General features: G+C 60.4%; 16 protein-coding genes and 1 pseudogene. 12 read left to right on the plus strand and 5 right to left on the minus strand.

Features of this window, described 5'->3' with window-relative positions:
- On the minus strand, positions 1 to 915 hold the full coding sequence (locus tag V8P77_RS32090; RefSeq protein ID WP_335916255.1) for a polyprenyl synthetase family protein: 915 nt from the start codon (positions 913 to 915) through the stop codon (positions 1 to 3).
- Positions 916 to 1,050: 135 nt separating this feature from the next.
- Here V8P77_RS32090 and mtgA point away from each other — a divergent pair, with 135 nt between their 5' ends.
- The 5 genes and pseudogenes from mtgA (at position 1,051) to V8P77_RS32115 (ending at position 4,220) form a co-directional block, all read left to right on the plus strand.
- Complete coding sequence (gene mtgA / locus V8P77_RS32095) at positions 1,051 to 1,788, plus strand: monofunctional biosynthetic peptidoglycan transglycosylase (protein ID WP_017989804.1); 738 nt, start codon at positions 1,051 to 1,053, stop codon at positions 1,786 to 1,788.
- Positions 1,789 to 1,944: 156 nt separating this feature from the next.
- A pseudogene (locus V8P77_RS32100) lies at positions 1,945 to 2,665 on the plus strand (DUF1868 domain-containing protein).
- A 13-nt stretch (positions 2,666 to 2,678) separates the two neighbouring features.
- On the plus strand, positions 2,679 to 3,326 hold the full coding sequence (locus V8P77_RS32105; RefSeq protein WP_335916256.1) for a glutathione S-transferase family protein: 648 nt from the start codon (positions 2,679 to 2,681) through the stop codon (positions 3,324 to 3,326).
- Positions 3,327 to 3,481: 155 nt separating this feature from the next.
- Positions 3,482 to 3,667 carry a 50S ribosomal protein L32 gene (gene rpmF, locus V8P77_RS32110; RefSeq protein ID WP_003543812.1) on the plus strand — a complete coding sequence of 62 codons (186 nt, stop codon included), beginning with the start codon at positions 3,482 to 3,484 and terminating at the stop codon, positions 3,665 to 3,667.
- Positions 3,668 to 3,812: 145 nt separating this feature from the next.
- Positions 3,813 to 4,220 carry a hypothetical protein gene (locus V8P77_RS32115; RefSeq protein ID WP_003543801.1) on the plus strand — a complete coding sequence of 136 codons (408 nt, stop codon included), beginning with the start codon at positions 3,813 to 3,815 and terminating at the stop codon, positions 4,218 to 4,220.
- On the opposite strand, the gene phaR is transcribed toward V8P77_RS32115, so the two are convergent.
- Positions 4,215 to 4,787 (minus strand): polyhydroxyalkanoate synthesis repressor PhaR, encoded by a 573-nt coding sequence (phaR, locus tag V8P77_RS32120; RefSeq protein ID WP_017962532.1) that lies wholly within the window; start codon positions 4,785 to 4,787, stop codon positions 4,215 to 4,217. The two genes, V8P77_RS32115 and phaR, sit on opposite strands and share 6 nt — an antisense overlap.
- 238 nt (positions 4,788 to 5,025) lie before the next feature.
- Here phaR and V8P77_RS32125 point away from each other — a divergent pair, with 238 nt between their 5' ends.
- Together V8P77_RS32125 and V8P77_RS32130 are read left to right on the plus strand one after the other, a co-directional pair.
- Positions 5,026 to 6,207 (plus strand): acetyl-CoA C-acetyltransferase, encoded by a 1,182-nt coding sequence (locus V8P77_RS32125; RefSeq protein WP_335916312.1) that lies wholly within the window; start codon positions 5,026 to 5,028, stop codon positions 6,205 to 6,207.
- A gap of 67 nt (positions 6,208 to 6,274) precedes the next feature.
- Positions 6,275 to 7,000 carry a beta-ketoacyl-ACP reductase gene (locus V8P77_RS32130; protein ID WP_017962530.1) on the plus strand — a complete coding sequence of 242 codons (726 nt, stop codon included), beginning with the start codon at positions 6,275 to 6,277 and terminating at the stop codon, positions 6,998 to 7,000.
- Positions 7,001 to 7,487: 487 nt separating this feature from the next.
- On the opposite strand, the gene V8P77_RS32135 is transcribed toward V8P77_RS32130, so the two are convergent.
- Positions 7,488 to 7,748: a YMGG-like glycine zipper-containing protein gene (locus V8P77_RS32135; RefSeq protein WP_003543792.1), complete on the minus strand. Its 261-nt coding sequence runs from the start codon at positions 7,746 to 7,748 to the stop codon at positions 7,488 to 7,490.
- A 27-nt stretch (positions 7,749 to 7,775) separates the two neighbouring features.
- Entirely contained in the window at positions 7,776 to 7,931 is a 156-nt protein-coding gene (locus V8P77_RS32140; protein ID WP_017962528.1) for a DUF3309 family protein, read from the minus strand.
- Positions 7,932 to 8,739: 808 nt separating this feature from the next.
- Here V8P77_RS32140 and V8P77_RS32145 point away from each other — a divergent pair.
- The 5 genes from V8P77_RS32145 to V8P77_RS32165 all read left to right on the plus strand — a co-directional run bounded on the left by V8P77_RS32145 (position 8,740) and on the right by V8P77_RS32165 (position 15,163).
- Positions 8,740 to 12,021: a helicase-related protein gene (locus V8P77_RS32145; RefSeq protein ID WP_335916314.1), complete on the plus strand. Its 3,282-nt coding sequence runs from the start codon at positions 8,740 to 8,742 to the stop codon at positions 12,019 to 12,021.
- Between the two features lie 2 nt (positions 12,022 to 12,023).
- Entirely contained in the window at positions 12,024 to 12,428 is a 405-nt protein-coding gene (locus V8P77_RS32150; protein ID WP_335916315.1) for an RNA-binding S4 domain-containing protein, read from the plus strand.
- Between the two features lie 194 nt (positions 12,429 to 12,622).
- Entirely contained in the window at positions 12,623 to 12,961 is a 339-nt protein-coding gene (fdxA, locus tag V8P77_RS32155) for a ferredoxin FdxA (RefSeq protein ID WP_003543777.1), read from the plus strand.
- Positions 12,962 to 13,354: 393 nt separating this feature from the next.
- Positions 13,355 to 13,927, plus strand: coding sequence for a CarD family transcriptional regulator (locus V8P77_RS32160; RefSeq protein ID WP_003543775.1), 573 nt, complete (start codon positions 13,355 to 13,357; stop codon positions 13,925 to 13,927).
- Between the two features lie 372 nt (positions 13,928 to 14,299).
- Positions 14,300 to 15,163, plus strand: coding sequence for an RNA polymerase factor sigma-32 (locus tag V8P77_RS32165; protein ID WP_012759432.1), 864 nt, complete (start codon positions 14,300 to 14,302; stop codon positions 15,161 to 15,163).
- 51 nt (positions 15,164 to 15,214) lie between these two features.
- Here the strand turns inward: V8P77_RS32165 and V8P77_RS32170 are convergent, their stop codons facing one another.
- Positions 15,215 to 16,759 (minus strand): M48 family metalloprotease, encoded by a 1,545-nt coding sequence (locus V8P77_RS32170; protein WP_335916317.1) that lies wholly within the window; start codon positions 16,757 to 16,759, stop codon positions 15,215 to 15,217.
- Positions 16,760 to 17,084: the final 325 nt, after the last annotated feature.

A 17,084-nucleotide genomic window follows, 5' to 3' on the forward strand; every position in this document is an offset into this window, starting at 1 on the left:
TCAGCTGTTCCGGTCGGCGATGAAATGCGCTGCAGCGATGAGAGTCGAGGCACGGGCACCGTAGGGGGCAAGCAGCGCCTCGGCGTCGCGGACATGCTGGTGTAGCTGGGTTTCAGCCCATTCCATGCCATGCAGGGCGACAAGTGTTCCCTTGCCGCGGGCCGCATCCTTGCCGGTCGCCTTGCCCATGGTCGCCGCATCCGAAGTCAGGTCGAGAATGTCGTCGGCAAGCTGGAAAGCAAGGCCGATCTTTTCGCCGAAAGCGCGCAGGCGGCGGCGATCTTCCAGCGGGCTTGCCGAGATGACGGCGCCGGCTTCGCAGGCGAAGCGGATCAGCGCGCCCGTTTTCATCGCTTGCAGGCGGATGATGCCGGCCTCGTCGGGCGTCTGCTTTTCCGCCGCGAGATCAAGCGCCTGGCCGCCAGCCATGCCGCCGAGACCGGCTGCGCGGGCAAGGGCCAGCACCAGCGACGCCTTGCTCGTATCGGCAAGGGCCGTTTCCGGCGCGGCGATGATGTCGAAGGCATAGGTCAGCAGGCTGTCGCCGGCAAGGATCGCCGTCGCTTCGTCGAACTTGATGTGGACCGTCGGTTTGCCGCGGCGCAGGTCGTCATCGTCCATGGCCGGCAGGTCGTCATGCACGAGGGAATAGCAGTGGACGCATTCAAGTGCTGCGCCGACGCGAAGGGCCGCCTCGGCGTCGCCGCCGAGAAGGGCGGCACTTTCGACGACCAGAAACGGGCGCAGCCGCTTGCCGCCGTTGAGCACGGCATAATGCATGGCATCGCGCAGCCTCTCGGGCCTGGCGATTTCATCGGAAAGGGCACTCGGTGAAAGCAATGCGTCGAGCAGCGCCTCGATGTCGCGGGCGTTGTTCTTCAGCCTCGTCTCGAAAGTGTCCGGGTTCGCGTCCATGGGCGCTGTTTGGCATGAGCGCCCCCGGGCTTGCAACGGAATTGTCGATGGCGGCAGCAAGATTCGCCGCGCACTCTGGCATAAGCTCCGCACAGGCGTTATGAGAACCACAGGAGCGAAATCGGACTGGGGACATTGGATATAGCGCCGGAGAGAGAGGACAGCGTCGACATGCCGGCTCGTCGGCGATGGTTCGAAGACAGGCGTGTGTTGAAACGCATTGTTCTTGCCGTGCTGATCGTGCTGATCCTTCCCTATGCGCTGATCTTTTTCTATCTGCTGCCGTTCATTCATCCCGTCTCGACACTGATGCTGCGCGATCTCGTGCTGCTGCGTGGTTACGACAGGCAATGGGTGTCGCTTGATAACATCGCCCCTGTTGTGGTGCAGTCGGTGATGATGTCGGAGGACGGGCAATATTGCTTTCATGGCGGCGTCGACTGGGCGGAAATGCGCATGCTGGTCGAGGATACGCTGAAAGGTCAGGCGACGCGCGGCGGCAGCACGATCCCGATGCAGACGGCGAAAAATCTCTTCCTCTGGAACGGCCGCTCCTTCGTGCGCAAGGCGCTGGAACTTCCGCTCGCGGTGACCACGGATTTCGTCCTGTCGAAACGGCGGCTGATGGAAATCTATCTGAATATCGCCGAATGGGGTCCCGGCATCTACGGCATCGAGGCGGCGGCCCGGCACCATTTCAAGGTGCCGGCCTCGAAGCTGACGCGGCGCCAGGCATCGCTGCTTGCCGTCTCGCTGCCGAACCCCATAGACCGCAATGCCGGCAAGCCCGGACGAGGTCTTCGCCGGCTCGCCGGCGTGATCGAGAGACGCGCACAAGGTTCGGGCGATTACATCAAGTGCATCTATGATTGAGATCAGAACTTGTCGTTAGAACAGGATGATTTTAGCCGGGTCCGCCCAAAATCTGAATCCTGTTCTAAATTATAGAGTTAGAGCGGCAAGCGTCATCTGACAGTCTTGGTTCTGCCATATGGGCGATGCAGTCCAATCAGAGCCCCCGAGTCGCCCATGACCATCACGACGTTTTCGCCCGAGCTTCTCTTATTCGAAGAGGCACAATCCAACCTCGCCCGCCCATCTCGGCAGCCGATATCGCAAGGTCGGCGGCTTTCTGCTGGAAGCCGGCAACACCATCGTTTGCCATATCGAGAAGGGCTCGCAGACGCAGGCGGTGCTGATCGAGGCGCGTGAGAAATATCTGGCGATGCCCGAGGCCCTGCAGTTCCTCTTCACACCGATATCAAGCCTTCACATGACGCTTTTCGAAGGTGTCATCGAGACCCGGCGCCGGCAGGATTGCTGGCCGGGCGACCTCCCTCTCGATGCGCCGATCGACGACATGACCGAGCTGATGGCGGCCCGGCTCGAAGGTTTCTCGGTGTTCGATCCCTTCAAGGTCGCCGTCGTCGACGCTCGCCCGTCGGGCCTGCTGGTCGACGGGGCGACCGAGAAGGACCGCAAGGTCATGCGCGCCTGGCGCAATGCGCTGGCCGAGCTTCTGGGCTATCGCCAGCCGAACCATGACGACTATAAGTTCCACATGACCTTCGCCTATGCGATCGAACGGTTGGAGGACGAAGCCTTGCCGCGCTGGCAGGCGATGCTCGATGACGTGGCCGACGATATCCGCCGCAAAGCCCCTATTCTCGAGCTGACCCCGCCGGCATTCTGCGTGTTCGAGGATATGAACCATTTCCACGAATTGCTGATTTTCGATTTTCAAGCCTGAACGGGAGAGGCCTATGGATAGACCGACGCTTTACATCGCCAACAAGAACTACTCCTCCTGGTCGTTCCGGCCGTGGATGGCGCTGACGGCCGCCGGAATCGATTTCGAGGAAGTCCTGATCCCCTTCGACTATTCTGGTGGCAATCCCGATATCAAGGCGGTTTCGCCGACCGGACGGGTGCCGCTTCTCAAGCACGGCGCGTTGACGATCTGGGAGTCGCTGGCGATCATCGAATATGTCGCCGAGCTTTATCCGGACGCCGGCCTTCTGCCGAGGGATCGCACTGAGCGGGCGCTCGCCCGTTCGGTTTCGATGGAAATGCTGTCGAGCTTCCGGGCGCTGCGCAGTGCCTGCCCGATGAATATCCGCCGGCCGAAGGGCAGGATCGCATTGCCGGATGGCATCGACGCCGATATCAGCCGCATCGAGACGATCTGGCGCGACCTCCTGCAGCAATCCGGCGGACCGTTTCTGTTTGGCACGTTCAGCGGGGCGGATGCGATGTTTGCGCCTGTCGTCAACCGGTTCGACATTTATGATCTCGTCAGCCGAAGCGATACGCTGGCCTATATGGTGACCATGAAGGCGCATCCGGCCTGGCGGAAATGGGAAGAGGCGGCCCGCGCCGAGCCTTGGATCGTGCCGGAAGACGAAGTCTGAGCCTGGAATCATCGGCTTTGCAAAAAATACGCATGGGGACTGGTCAAGGTCACCCCTTGCATGTATAAGCGCGCCAAATTCCGAAATCGCGACATGTCCGTTTCGGCCGCCGGTGTGGCCGTGGGAATGTTTTGCCCGCAAGTGGAGTAAGAGAAATGGCTGTACCGAAGAGAAAAACAAGCCCGTCCAAGCGCGGTATGCGCCGTTCGGCAGACGCCCTGAAGGCTCCGACCTATGTCGAAGACAAGAACTCCGGCGAACTGCGCCGCCCGCATCATATCGACCTGAAGACCGGTATGTATCGCGGCCGCCAGGTTCTGACGCCGAAGGAAAGCGCATAATTTCCCGATCCGGCTTGTCCGATCGATGTTTCAAGGCCGGCGTCATGCCGGCCTTTTGCATTTCGACAATATAATATTTGCAATGACTTGCGGTGGGGCAAGGGTTTGCGGCAGTATTCTTCCATGATGCGCTGGGAGATTGCCGATGATAGCCGCCATGCCCCTAATGATTATCCCGTTTATTCTTTACAATCTTGCGATGCTGGGCCTGATGGGCGATGGCGGCATTCCGGCACTGCAACATGATATCATCGTGCTGTCGATGATCTCGGGCGCGATCTGGAGCATGGCGCTCGGCGATCTTTTCATCGTCATCGCACTTGTCGTGCTGTTCTTCGAAATCCTCAAAGCGACCAGAACCGGTCCCGGCAATCTCGTCAACCACATGCTGTCGATGCTGGTGTTCATCGCTTTCCTGGTCGAGTTTCTGCTCGTCCGGGATGCAGCGACGCAGGTCTTCTTCATTTTGATGACGATCGCTCTGATCGATGTCATCGGCGGTTTTGCCGTGTCGATCCGGAGCGCCGGGCGGGATGTCTCGATCGGATTATAGGTTGTCGAGCTTGTTCTGAAGGGCGCGGAGCTGTTCCTTCAGCTCGTCGATATCCTTGGCCTCGGCCTTGCGGCTTTCCTTGGCGGGCGGCGTCATGAAGGGCGAAAACATCTGCATCGCCTGCTGAAACAGCTCGGTGTTGCGGCGAACATGGTCCTCGACCATCTGCATCGGCAACTGCAGATTCTTGCCGAGCGGCGTTTCACCGAAGGCGCGGTTCACCTGCTCGCGCATCTGGGCCTGTTGTTCGGTGAAGGAGCGCATCGAATGTTCGAGAAAGCTCGGCACGACCATCTGCATCTGGTCGCCGTAATAGGTGATGAGCTGGCGCAGGAAGGAGATCGGGAGCAACGTGTTGCCGGTCTTCGATTCCTGTTCGAAGATGATCTGGGTCAGCACCGAATGGGTGATGTCATCTCCGCTTTTTGCATCCTGTACGGTAAATTCCTCGCCCTTCTTCACCATCTCCGCCAGGTCTTCCAGCGTCACATAGGTGCTGGTGCCCGTGTTGTATAGGCGGCGATTGGCGTACTTCTTGATAACGATCTGACCCTCATGCTTCGCCATATCAGTCTCCTGAACCCCCGTCTGATTTATGGATATTCCTCCATTTGAGACTGTAAACGCAAAAGAAGCCCGGTGACAATCTCTTTGTGCGATGCGGCAAACCTTTAACAGAGCAGATGAATCGGGCTTTCACGGGCTTTGCCTAAAAATGACGGCGGCCGGTCTTCGCGTTTGACTTGTGCTCCAAGCTTTGCCAGTTTCCACTTATGTAAGTGAGACGAAAACGAGGAGCGTCCCCATGAGCAATCCATCCATCGTCATCGCCAGCGCAGGGCGAACAGCAGTCGGCGCCTTCAACGGCGCTTTCGCGACGGTTCTCGCGCATGAGCTCGGGGCGGCCGTCATCAAGGGCGCGCTCGAGCGCGCCGGCGTCGATGCCGGCGAGGTGGATGAGGTGATCCTCGGCCAGGTGCTTGCCGCCGGCGAGGGCCAGAACCCGGCTCGGCAGGCGGCGATGAAGGCCGGCATTCCGCAGGAAGCGACGGCTTGGGGTGTCAACCAGCTCTGCGGCTCGGGCCTGCGCGCCGTTGCGCTCGGCATGCAGCAGATCGCCACCGGCGATGCCAAGATCATCGTTGCCGGCGGCCAGGAATCCATGTCGATGGCCCCGCATGCCGCGCACTTACGCGGCGGCGTCAAGATGGGCGACATGAAGATGATCGACACGATGATCAAGGACGGCTTGACCGACGCCTTCCATGGCTACCACATGGGCATCACCGCCGAGAATATTGCGCGCCAGTGGCAGCTTTCGCGCGACGACCAGGATCAGTTCGCGGTCAGCTCTCAGAACAAGGCGGAGGCGGCGCAGAAGGCCGGCCGCTTTACCGACGAGATCATCCCCTACGTCATCAAGACACGTAAGGGCGACGTTACGGTCGATACCGACGAATATATCCGTCACGGCGCGACGATAGAGGCGATGGGGAAGCTGCGCCCGGCCTTCGACAAGGACGGCACGGTCACGGCCGCGAACGCGTCCGGCCTCAACGACGGTGCCGCGGCAGCCGTGCTGATGAGCGAAGCTGAGGCAGTCCGGCGCGGCATCCAGCCGCTCGCCCGCATCGTTTCCTGGGCAACGGCGGGTGTCGATCCGCAGATCATGGGCACCGGACCGATCCCGGCTTCGCGCAAGGCGCTCGAGAAGGCCGGCTGGTCGGTCAACGATCTCGATCTCGTCGAAGCCAACGAGGCTTTCGCGGCGCAAGCCTGCGCCGTCACCAAAGATCTCGGATGGGATCCGTCGATCGTCAACGTCAATGGCGGAGCGATCGCGATCGGCCATCCGATCGGCGCCTCGGGTGCGCGCATTCTCAACACGCTGCTGTTCGAAATGAAGCGCCGCGGCGCGAAGAAGGGTCTTGCCACGCTTTGCATCGGCGGTGGCATGGGTGTGGCCATGTGCTTTGAAGCGCTTTAAATAGCATGCGATCCATATTTGAAGATCCCGCCAAGCGGCGGGGCAAAAAAACAAAAGGGAGCGGAACATGAGCAGAGTGGCTTTGGTCACCGGGGGTACACGCGGCATCGGCGCGGCAATATCCATGGCACTGAAAAATGCCGGATACAGGGTCGCCGCCAGCTATGCCGGCAACGACGAGAAGGCCAAAGCCTTCCACGACGTTACCGGCGTTCCGGTGTTCAAATGGGATGTTTCGGATTACCTCGCCTGCGGCGAAGGAATTGCCAGGGTCGAAAGCGAGATCGGCCCGGTCGAAATCCTCGTCAACAATGCCGGCATCACCCGCGACGCGATGTTCCACAAGATGACGCAGCAGCAATGGCACGAGGTGATCAATACCAACCTCACCGGCCTGTTCAACATGACGCATCAGGTCTGGACCGGCATGCGTGACCGCAGCTTCGGCCGTATCGTCAATATCTCGTCGATCAACGGGCAGAAGGGCCAGATGGGCCAGGTGAACTATTCGGCGGCCAAGGCGGGCGATCTCGGCTTCACCAAGGCGCTGGCCCAGGAAGGGGCGAACAAGAATATCACCGTCAACGCTATTTGCCCCGGTTACATCGGAACGGAAATGGTGCTTGCCGTGCCGGAGAAGGTGCTGAACGAACGCATCATTCCGCAGATCCCCGTCGGCCGTCTCGGCGAACCGGAAGAGATCGCGCGTTGCGTCACCTTCCTCGTCTCCGACGATGCCGGCTTCATCACCGGTTCGACGCTGACGGCCAATGGCGGACAGTTCTTCGCCTAGGCATTTCTGTCTTCGAGTCGACAGTAGAGATTAGATTCAAAGCGATAGCGCGTCCGGCAGGACGCGCTATCGCTGTTTTTGAACGTCTCTCGTGATGCCGGTTTGTGGCCGGTGTAGTGGTGCGTTTTCGGGAAGATCAAGAGCGGCGGTCTGTGTTCGGATGTCTCTGTGTCCGAACTTTGGCCGGCACTTTGCGCAGCGAGCGATTTTCGCCGCTGAGGGCTGATGTCGCGGTCGTCAGGAAAGCCGATGTAATCAGAACCGCGACGAGAGAATTAAGCAAAATCTGGGTCATTGGAGGCGTTCCTTTCAGCTGCGCCGGGCGGCTCTGCCTGTCCGTTGCACTCGTGAAGGAAATATGTATCTGCCCGTTGGGCGGTGGTAGGTTTGACTTTCGCAACCGTTTGTCAACGTCACATTGACGGATGCGGCAGGCCAAAAAAAACGGGCGCCAAGGCGCCCGTCGGGAGTCCGATATGCTTGCCGATCAGTAGCGGCAACGGGCCTCGTAGCGGCGGCCGTAGCGGTCACGATAGACGCAGTAGCCGCGTCGTTCGACCGACTGGCCGATGAGAGCGCCGGTCAGACCGCCGGCAACGGCGCCGACGGCGGCGCCACCCCAGCTGTTGGTGACGGCACCGCCGATGACCGCACCGGTGCCGGCACCGATCGCCGTACCTTGCTCGGTCGCTGTGCAGGACGCCAAGGCGCCGACGAGGGCACCAATAAGAACAATCTTCTTCATCATGTCGTAACTCCCCAGGTTAGTTGGGCTTTAGATGCGGCCCATTAGTACAAGGATAATGATAATCACGAGAACTAGCCCCAAACCGCCGGAAGGTCCATAGCCCCAGCCACGGCTATAACCCCAATTCGGCAAGGCTCCGATCAAGAGCAGAATGAGGATAATAAGAAGTATCGTGCCAAGCATGGTGTGTTTCCTTCATTTCATCCGCAATTTGGATGGACGAGAAACACGCATTGGCGATTTTTGTTCCCGGTTGAGCTCTGGAAATGTGACGAAGCCTGATTCACGGTTTAATTTCCGTCTTCTCGTAAAAATGCCGCTATGGTTAAAAAGACATTTAAATACAATATGTTGCGGTGAACAAAGCGGGAAAATCGCGATGTCGCCGATTCGTCAGCGATTCGTTCCGTTTTTGATCGGCGAGCCGAGATTGGCCGCCCTGACTTAACGCTATCTGAATCCGGCGCTTGAAAGATTAATACTGATACGACGAGGCGGAGCGAGGCGATCTGCTGCCAATGCGCATCTAGGGCCTGGACCTGATAGCGCTACCATATCTGGCCGTGAACGAAAGGCGAAAATGGCGGCGTCAGCGATTCGTCTCCGATTCGTTCCGGCTTTGGTCGAGAGGTTAATTCAGTCGGATTTTCGCCCGTTCGAGGATCGGGCGAAGATCGTCACTCACGACGACGAAGATAGGAACAGGAGGGAGTCTTGCGATTCAGCATGTAGTGGGAAAAAGTGATTCAAAATCAATACTTAGCCGTGAACAAAAGCTGAATCAGCGGGAGTCGTCGATTCGTCGCTGATTCGTTCTCACGCTGTTCCGAATCGGAAATTCGCGCGTTTCGGACGACTCGCAAAGGTCGTAATCCCCGAGGCATTTTGAAATCTGCCCTTGCGTTTGCGGCGGCAGCTGTCCATGTGTTGTCCAGCTTCCATCGGGAGCCAAGATTTTCCTGGGGCCACCCCGCCTCATTTGCATGGACCCATGACTCTGACTTCGCAGCCGATGATTCTGAGTGGGCGCGGTGTGACCGCGGTGCTCGGGCCGACCAATACCGGCAAGACCCATTATGCCATCGAGCGCATGGTCGCGCACGGGACGGGCGTGATCGGCCTGCCGCTCCGGCTGCTGGCGCGCGAGGTCTATACGCGGGTGGTCGAGAAGGTTGGCGCGCAGAATGTGGCGCTGGTGACCGGCGAGGAAAAGATTTCGCCGCCCAATGCCCGTTTTTCCGTCTGCACGGTCGAGGCGATGCCGCGCGAGACCAAGGCCGCCTTCGTCGCGATCGACGAGGTGCAGCTCGCCGGCGATCTCGAGCGCGGCCATATCTTCACCGACCGCATCCTGCATCTGCGCGGCCGCGAGGAAACTCTGCTGCTCGGCGCGGCGACGATGCGGCCGATCCTGCAGCAGCTCCTGCCCGGCATCACTATCGTCGAGCGGCCGCGGCTTTCGCATCTTTTCTATGCCGGGCAGAAGAAGATCACCCGGCTGCCGCAGCGCTCGGCCATCGTCGCCTTCTCCGCCGACGAGGTCTATGCCATCGCCGAGCTCATCCGCCGGCAGCGCGGTGGCGCGGCGGTGGTGCTCGGTGCGCTCAGCCCGCGCACCCGTAATGCGCAGGTTGCGCTCTATCAGGCGGGCGACGTCGAATATCTGGTGGCGACCGATGCGATTGGCATGGGCCTCAACCTCGATGTCGATCACGTCGCCTTTGCCCAGGACCGGAAATTCGACGGTTACCAGTTCCGCAATCTCAATCCGGGTGAACTCGGCCAGGTCGCCGGGCGCGCCGGGCGGCACGTGCGGGACGGGACCTTCGGCGTCACCGGGCAAGTCGCGCCCTTCGACGACGAGCTGGTGCAGCGCATCGAGGGGCATGAATTCGACAACGTCAAGGTTTTGCAGTGGCGGACGACGGAGATGGACTTCTCCTCTATCGCGTCGCTGCGCGCCAGCCTCGAGGCGGGTCCGCGCGTGCCGGGGCTGACGCGGGCGCTGCCTGCGGTCGACCAGCAGGCGCTGGAACAGCTATCGCGTTATCCCGAGGTCATCGATCTCGCCGACAGGCCGGCGCGCGTCGAAAAACTCTGGGAGGCTTGCGCGCTTCCCGACTATCGGCGTATCACCCCAGCACAACATGCCGATCTTATCTCGACCCTCTTTTCCGATCTCGTCCGCTATGGCACGGTGAACGAGCAGTTTCTTGCGGAGCAGGTTCATCGCTCCGATCGAACAGATGGCGAAATTGACACGCTTTCGGCGCGAATCGCGCAGATAAGAACCTGGACCTACGTTTCGAATCGGCCCGGTTGGCTTGCCGATCCGACACACTGGCAGGAAAAGACGCGGGAAATCGAAGATCGATTGTCCGACGCGTTACATGAAAGGTTGACGAAACGCTTTGTTGATCGCAGGACATCTGTGCTCATGAAGCGCCTGAGAGAGAATGCGATGCTGGAAGCTGAAATCAGTGTGAATGGCGATGTCTTCGTTGAAGGACATCATGTAGGGCAGTTGAGCGGATTCCGTTTCACGCCGGTGGCGGGAACGGACGGACCGGATGCCAAGGCGGTTCAGGCTGCGTCGCAGAAGGCGCTCGGGCTCGAGTTCGAAGCCCGCGCGGCCCGGATGCATGCCGCCGGCAACAGCGATCTGGTGATCGGTTCGGATGGGTTGATCCGTTGGCTGGGCGACCCGGTGGCGCGGCTTTCGGGCAGCGATCACATCATGCGTCCGCGCGTGATTCTGCTGGCCGACGAGCAACTGACGGGCAATGCCCGCGATCACGTTGCCGCCCGCATCGAGCGCTTCGTCAATCATCATATCAGCACGGTGCTGAAGCCGCTCGATGATCTGTCGCGCGCCGAGGACCTGCAGGGTCTCGCCAAGGGGCTTGCCTTCCAGCTCGTCGAGAATCTCGGGGTGCTCTTCCGCCGCGATGTGACCGAGGAGGTGAAGTCGCTGGATCAGGAGGCCCGCGCCTCCATGCGCCGCTACGGCGTGCGTTTCGGCGCCTATCATATCTTCGTTCCGGCACTTCTGAAGCCGGCGCCGGCTGAACTCATCACGCTGCTCTGGGCGCTGAAGAACGACGGTCTCGACAAGCCGGGCTACGGCGATCTGATTCCGGTGCTTGCCGCCGGTCGCACCTCCGTCGTCACCGATCCGAGCTATGAGCGGATGTTCTACAAGCTCGCCGGCTTCCGTTTCCTCGGCAAGCGCGCCGTGCGCATCGACATCCTGGAACGGCTTGCCGATATCATCCGTCCGCTGCTGCAATGGAAGCCCGGTCAGAACAACCGTCCGGAGGGCGCCTATGATGGCCGCCGCTTCACGACGACGACGGCGATGCTGTCGATCCTCGGTGCGACGCTCGAGGACATGGAAGAAATCCTCAAGGGTCTCGGCTATCGCGCCGATGCCGTGAAGGCGGAAGAGGCATCAGTCCATCTTGCGGCGCAGGATGCGGCCTCCATGCCTGCCGCCAGCGCGCAAACGCCTGCGGAAGAGACGGCCGAGAAGGCCGATCACGACGATGCCGATGGCGCCGCGGAAGAGACTGCTGCCGAGCCAGCCACAACCGAGGCGGCTTCGGCGGTCGCCGACGCGCCGGTGACGGAAGCCGTCGAAAGCACCGCTCCGGCCGAAGCGATCGAGGCAGCCGCTCCGGCGGAAGCCTCAGCCGCCGAAGAAACCTCCGCTCCTCCGGAAGCGGTATCGGCTTCCGAGGAAGCAGGACCTGCTCCTGGGGAAGCCGGCGAGCCGACGGAACCGAAGCCGGTTCTTCTGTGGCGTCTTGGCGGTCGCAACGACAATCAGCGCCAGGGGCGCGGCGGGCATGGCGAACGCCGTGGCGGCCAGGGCCAGGAGCGCGGTCAAAACCAGGAGCGCGGCGACCGCAATCGCCGGCCGGGCGGCGGTGAAGGCGGCGAGGGCAATCGCGGCGGCGACGGCCGCGACAACAATCGCCAGAACCGCGGCAAGGAAGGCGGCGGTCGCGATGGTGGCCGACCGCAGCAGGCAAGAGGCGACCGCAACAACCAACCACGGGGCGACCAGCCGCGTGGCGACCGGCAGGATCGTGGCGATCGCAAGGATCGCGGCGAGCGTAACGATCGTAACGATCGCAACGACCGCAACAGCAATCGTGGCGGCTCGCAGCCGTTGCGCTTCGAGGCCAAGCCGCCGCGCAAAGAGAAGCCGATTGATCCGGATTCGCCTTTCGCCAAGCTCGCAGCTCTCAAGGAGCAGATGAAGAAGTAATCATGAGCGGGGAGACACAGCCGACAAGCGGTTCGCACCAGCGCATCGACAAGTGGCTGTTCTTCGCGCGCATGGTGAAGTCGCGCTCGCTGGCGCAGAGCCATATCCAATCGGGCCATGTGCGCATCAACGGCGAGCGTTGCCGCCATCCAAGCCAGATGGTCAAGCCGGGCGACCGTATCGAGCTGACGCTGGAACGGCGCGATGTCGTTCTCGTCATGCGCCTTGCCGGCGAACGGCGGGGACCTTACGAGGAGGCGCGCCTGCTCTACGACGACCAATCCCCGCCGCCTGATGAGGCAAAACGTCTCACGCCCTACGAGCAGGCGATCCGGGCGACCGGCACCGGCCGTCCGACCAAAAAGGAAAGACGTGCAATCGACAGGCTGATGTCGGACGAGGATTAGAAAACTCTGTCTGTGGCGACGGCTTTTGCAGATCGTTTATCCTTGAAATCCGGCGATAAAGCCGATAGGTCACTGACAACCTGCCGGAAGCGTGCTTGCCTCCCAAGCCTGCTCACGCTTTTCCTCCGGCACGGGGATAGGCGCGACGTTCCAGGTTGCCCGGCCCCATCCGCATGGAAATCCTGGAGTTCTTCATGACCTATGTCGTGACCGACAATTGCATCAAGTGCAAATACACCGATTGCGTGGAAGTCTGCCCTGTCGACTGCTTCTACGAGGGCGAGAATTTCCTCGTCATCCATCCGGACGAATGCATCGATTGCGGCGTCTGCGAACCTGAATGTCCCGCCGAGGCGATCAAGCCCGATACTGAACCGGGCCTCGACAAATGGCTGAAGATCAATACCGAATATGCCACGATCTGGCCGAATATCACGGTCAAGAAGGACCCGTTGCCCGAGGCCAAGGACATGGATGGCGAGACTGGAAAATTCGAGAAGTATTTTTCGGAGAAGCCCGGTTCCGGCGATTGAGACAGCACCCACATCCGGTCCCCGGATTTGGGCGACCGCGGGGCAAAACGTTTTAAAAGCTGCGTGAGTGATATGGGTGACATGTGTTGCCCGCATGACTCAAGCGAAGCAAATTATTGATTTCCTCATATTTTTGTGATAGGTTTCGTCTACTGTTCCATTTGTGGCATAATGCATGCCCAAAACCATCACGAAAGCAAAACAAATCCGTACACGGTTTCCGTGACATATCAACGCTTTGAGCGCCGGGTCCCAAGATCGTGCGCAAGAAGTCTTTGCTTTTGCCCGATGGGACCAGAGTGAAGTCACCCGACGGATACTACCGTCTCACCCGGGCCTGACTGACCCGGCTCCGGCCGCCGCCGGAAGCGTAACAGGGAGTTTTTGAATAGAATGACGACTCAGCAGAAAAAGCCTTCTACAGCACGTCACGGCTTCAAGACCGGTGAATCGATCGTCTACCCCGCTCATGGCGTCGGTACCATCACCGCTATCGAAGAGCAAGAAGTTGCCGGCATGAAGCTCGAACTTTTCGTTATCGATTTCGAAAAGGACAAAATGCGTCTGAAGGTTCCGGTCGCGAAGGCCATGAGCATTGGTATGCGCAAGCTTTCGGAAACGGATTTCGTCGAGCGTGCTTTGAAGGTTGTGCAGGGCAAGGCGCGCGTCAAGCGCACCATGTGGTCCCGCCGCGCCCAGGAATATGATGCCAAGATCAATTCCGGCGACTTGATTTCCATCGCTGAAGTCGTGCGCGATCTCTATCGTGCCGAGAACCAGCCTGAACAGTCCTATTCCGAGCGTCAGCTTTATGAGGCTGCGCTCGACCGCATGGCGCGCGAAATCGCCGCGGTCAACAAGATGTCGGAAACCGAAGCCGTCCGCCTTGTCGAGACCAATCTCAATAAGGGTCCGAAGCGCGGCAAGGCCATCGAAGAAGACGATTCACAGGACGAAGCCGCATAAAGCGACCCTGTTTTTCTGTCAAAAAACCCGGCCTTCGAGCCGGGTTTTTTTATTGGAACTTTTTCCCGATTGCCGCGTTTATCACACGTAATTGCGGACTGCTCGTCGGGCAATGGCCTCACGGGCGAACTGCTATTCAATGTTCGATGAGGAGCGGATCATGCCTTTTCTGTATTGCCCATCCGGCAAGGTGAAGAAACAGATCCTGCCCAGCCGTCTTACCGGCACATGATGAGAGATAGGGCCTCCCCCTGAAAAGTCCAGGGGCGAGGCTTTTATGCATTCAGAACCCTATTAATCCGGACAGCGATGTTCCGGAAGGTGAGTTTTATTGTTCATTTCGGGGCGAGAGGCCTGTTTCGGGAGATTGAAATGAAGAACATGTCTGCAGATCGGCGCATGATCAAAATCGCGATGGCCGCGCCTTATCTCGCCCGCCAGGAAGAGCACGATCTCGCCACCCGTTGGAAGGATCATGACGACCGCGGTGCGCGCAACCAGATCGCCATGGCTCATATGCGCCTCGTGATATCCATGGCCGGCAAGTTCCGCAATTTCGGTCTGCCGATGAGCGATCTGGTGCAGGAGGGTTATGTCGGTCTGCTCGAGGCCGCCGCCCGCTTCGAGCCGGAACGCGACGTGCGCTTTTCGACCTATGCAAGCTGGTGGATCAGGGCGTCGATCCAGGATTATATCCTGCGCAACTGGTCGATCGTGCGCGGCGGCACCAGTTCGGCGCAAAAAGCGCTGTTCTTCAATCTGCGCCGTCTGCGCGCCAAGCTCGCCAAGGGTGACACGCAGCTGACGCTGCAATCCATTCACCAGGAAATCGCAGCGGCCCTCGGCGTCAGCCTCTCGGATGTGCAGACGATGGATGCCAGGCTTTCCGGCAACGACGCTTCGCTGCAGGCGCCTTCAGTTTCCGGCGATGCCGAGAGCGCGGAAAAGATGGACTTCCTCGTCAGCGACGATCCCCTGCCGGACGAGCAGGTGTCCAACATGATCGACGGCGAGCGCCGCCGCGTCTGGCTCGCCTCGGCGCTGAAACATCTCAACGAACGCGAGATGAAGATCATCAGCGCCCGGCGTCTGGCGGAAGACGGTGCCACGCTCGAAGAGCTCGGTGCCGATCTCGGCATTTCCAAGGAGCGCGTGCGTCAGATCGAAAGCCGGGCAATGGAGAAGCTTCGCAGCGCGCTCGTCAGCGCCGATCCGCATATGGCGGCCTACGCCTGAACCTTATCTCCTCCAGCAGCACAGACTGGCCCGGCGCAAGCCGGGCCTTTTTTATTCGGCGATGATCTTGACGCGATCGCCTGTTGCAACGGCTGCACCCGTGGGCAGGGCGTTGATGAGCTTGAAGAGATCGAGCTTGCGGTCTGTGCCCATCATGCGGGCGGCGAGTGTCGAGATGTTCTCGCCCGGCCGGACGGTGACGACGCGGATGCGCAGCGGCTTCAGCGAGGCGGCCTCAGCCGGCGTCATGCGGCGGAAACTCGCCCGCAGCACATTCGCCGTTGGCTCAAGGGCGCCGCTGCCTTTCGGCACGGCGGTCAGGAAACGGAAGATCTGCGAATTGTTACGGATCACGGTCACATCGAAATCCCAGCGGTCGGCGCTGGCGCGCGCGATGGCTGCTTCCATGCCGTTGACGGTGATCGGCTGGATGGTCGACGGGTCGAGGCCGGTCACCCAGCCGCTGGAGATATAGTTGGTGAGGCTCTGGTTCTGGTTGTCGGCGACGCCGTCGAAGCGGACGGCAATGTCGTTCGGGCCGGTGGCCATCACCGCTTCGACCTTGTTGTCGATGTGGAAGTCGGGCGGCACGTCGAAACGGATGCCGAGACCGCCATGCAGGAAGGTCTGGCCGCGCACATAGCCTTCTTCCGGGCTGTCGCCGTAGAGCAGTCCGTCTATGCCGTCGAGATAATAATTGCGACCCTTGTCGCCGACCGAGCCTTCCTGGCCGAAGGCGCGGGCGTGGGTGCGGGCAAGTTCGATGCGCTGGGCCGAATTCGGATGGCTCGACAGGAAGTCGAGGCTCTGGTCGGCTTCGGGATCAACCGACATGAAGCGACTGTAAGCGGCCATCGAATCGAGGAACCGGGCGGCGGCATAGGGGTCGTAGCCGGCTTCGCCGAGCATACGCACGCCGATGACATCGGCCTGCAGCTCCTGCTGGCGGGAGAAGGCGGCGAGCCGCAGCTTGCCGCGGGCAAGCGCCTGCTTGCCGGCGATGTCGCTGGAGAGGACCTCGGCGACGACGCGGCTGGCGATGACCTCGGCCTCTTCGCGCTTCTGCCGCTCGATGCCGTGGTTTGCCGTCACATGGCCCATTTCGTGCGACAGTACGGCAGCGACTTCCGAGGCGTCTTTGGCAAGGGCGAGCAGGCCGCGGGTGACGTAGAGATAACCGCCCGGCAGCGCGAAGGCGTTGATCGCCGGCGAATTCAGAATGGTGATGCGGTAGGACTGGCTCGGATTTTCCGACACCGCCGTCAGCGCGCCGGCGATGCGGGCGACGAGGCGCTCGGTTTTGGCGTCCTTGTATTCGCCACCGTAACTGGCCACGATGCGCGGATGCTCACGAGCACCCATCGCCGCGCGCGGATCGTTCTTCTGCACCTCGTCGACGATCTGCGGATTGGACGAAGGCGAAACACTGGGCTGATAGGACTGGTCGATCAGCGATTGACAGCCATTCAGCGCCATTGCGAGGGCCGAAAGCAGCATCATGCGACGCGCGAAGCGCCGCGGCGCGGAGATGGCATCACTGGAAAGCGCAGGCGATTTCCACGTCGTCAAGCTGTCCAGTCTGATTCTCCGCATCATGTCGCTGTTTTGCCGGTTTGCCGCAGATTCGGACCGACCGTGGCAAGGGGAACTCAACAGGTGCGCACCCCTGATCTCGCGCTGCACAATCGGCCGATACAAGTCGTTGCTGTAGCTGATTTACGCATCGGTTGCATAGCGAGACTCTGTTTAAATGTGGCGCCGTTGCATTTTAGCAAGCCTCAGGCATTAAGGCTTCCTTTCGCTCGGATGAAATTATGGCGAAAGTTCCGTCACAAAGCCGAGATTCGTCGACGGCGCGGAAAAAGAACGGCCCGATTGAAGCAACCGGCTCAACAGCGACAGTCCTGCGAGAAAATTGCAA

Source organism: Rhizobium aouanii (genome assembly GCF_037002925.1).
Lineage (GTDB): Bacteria > Pseudomonadota > Alphaproteobacteria > Rhizobiales > Rhizobiaceae > Rhizobium > Rhizobium aouanii.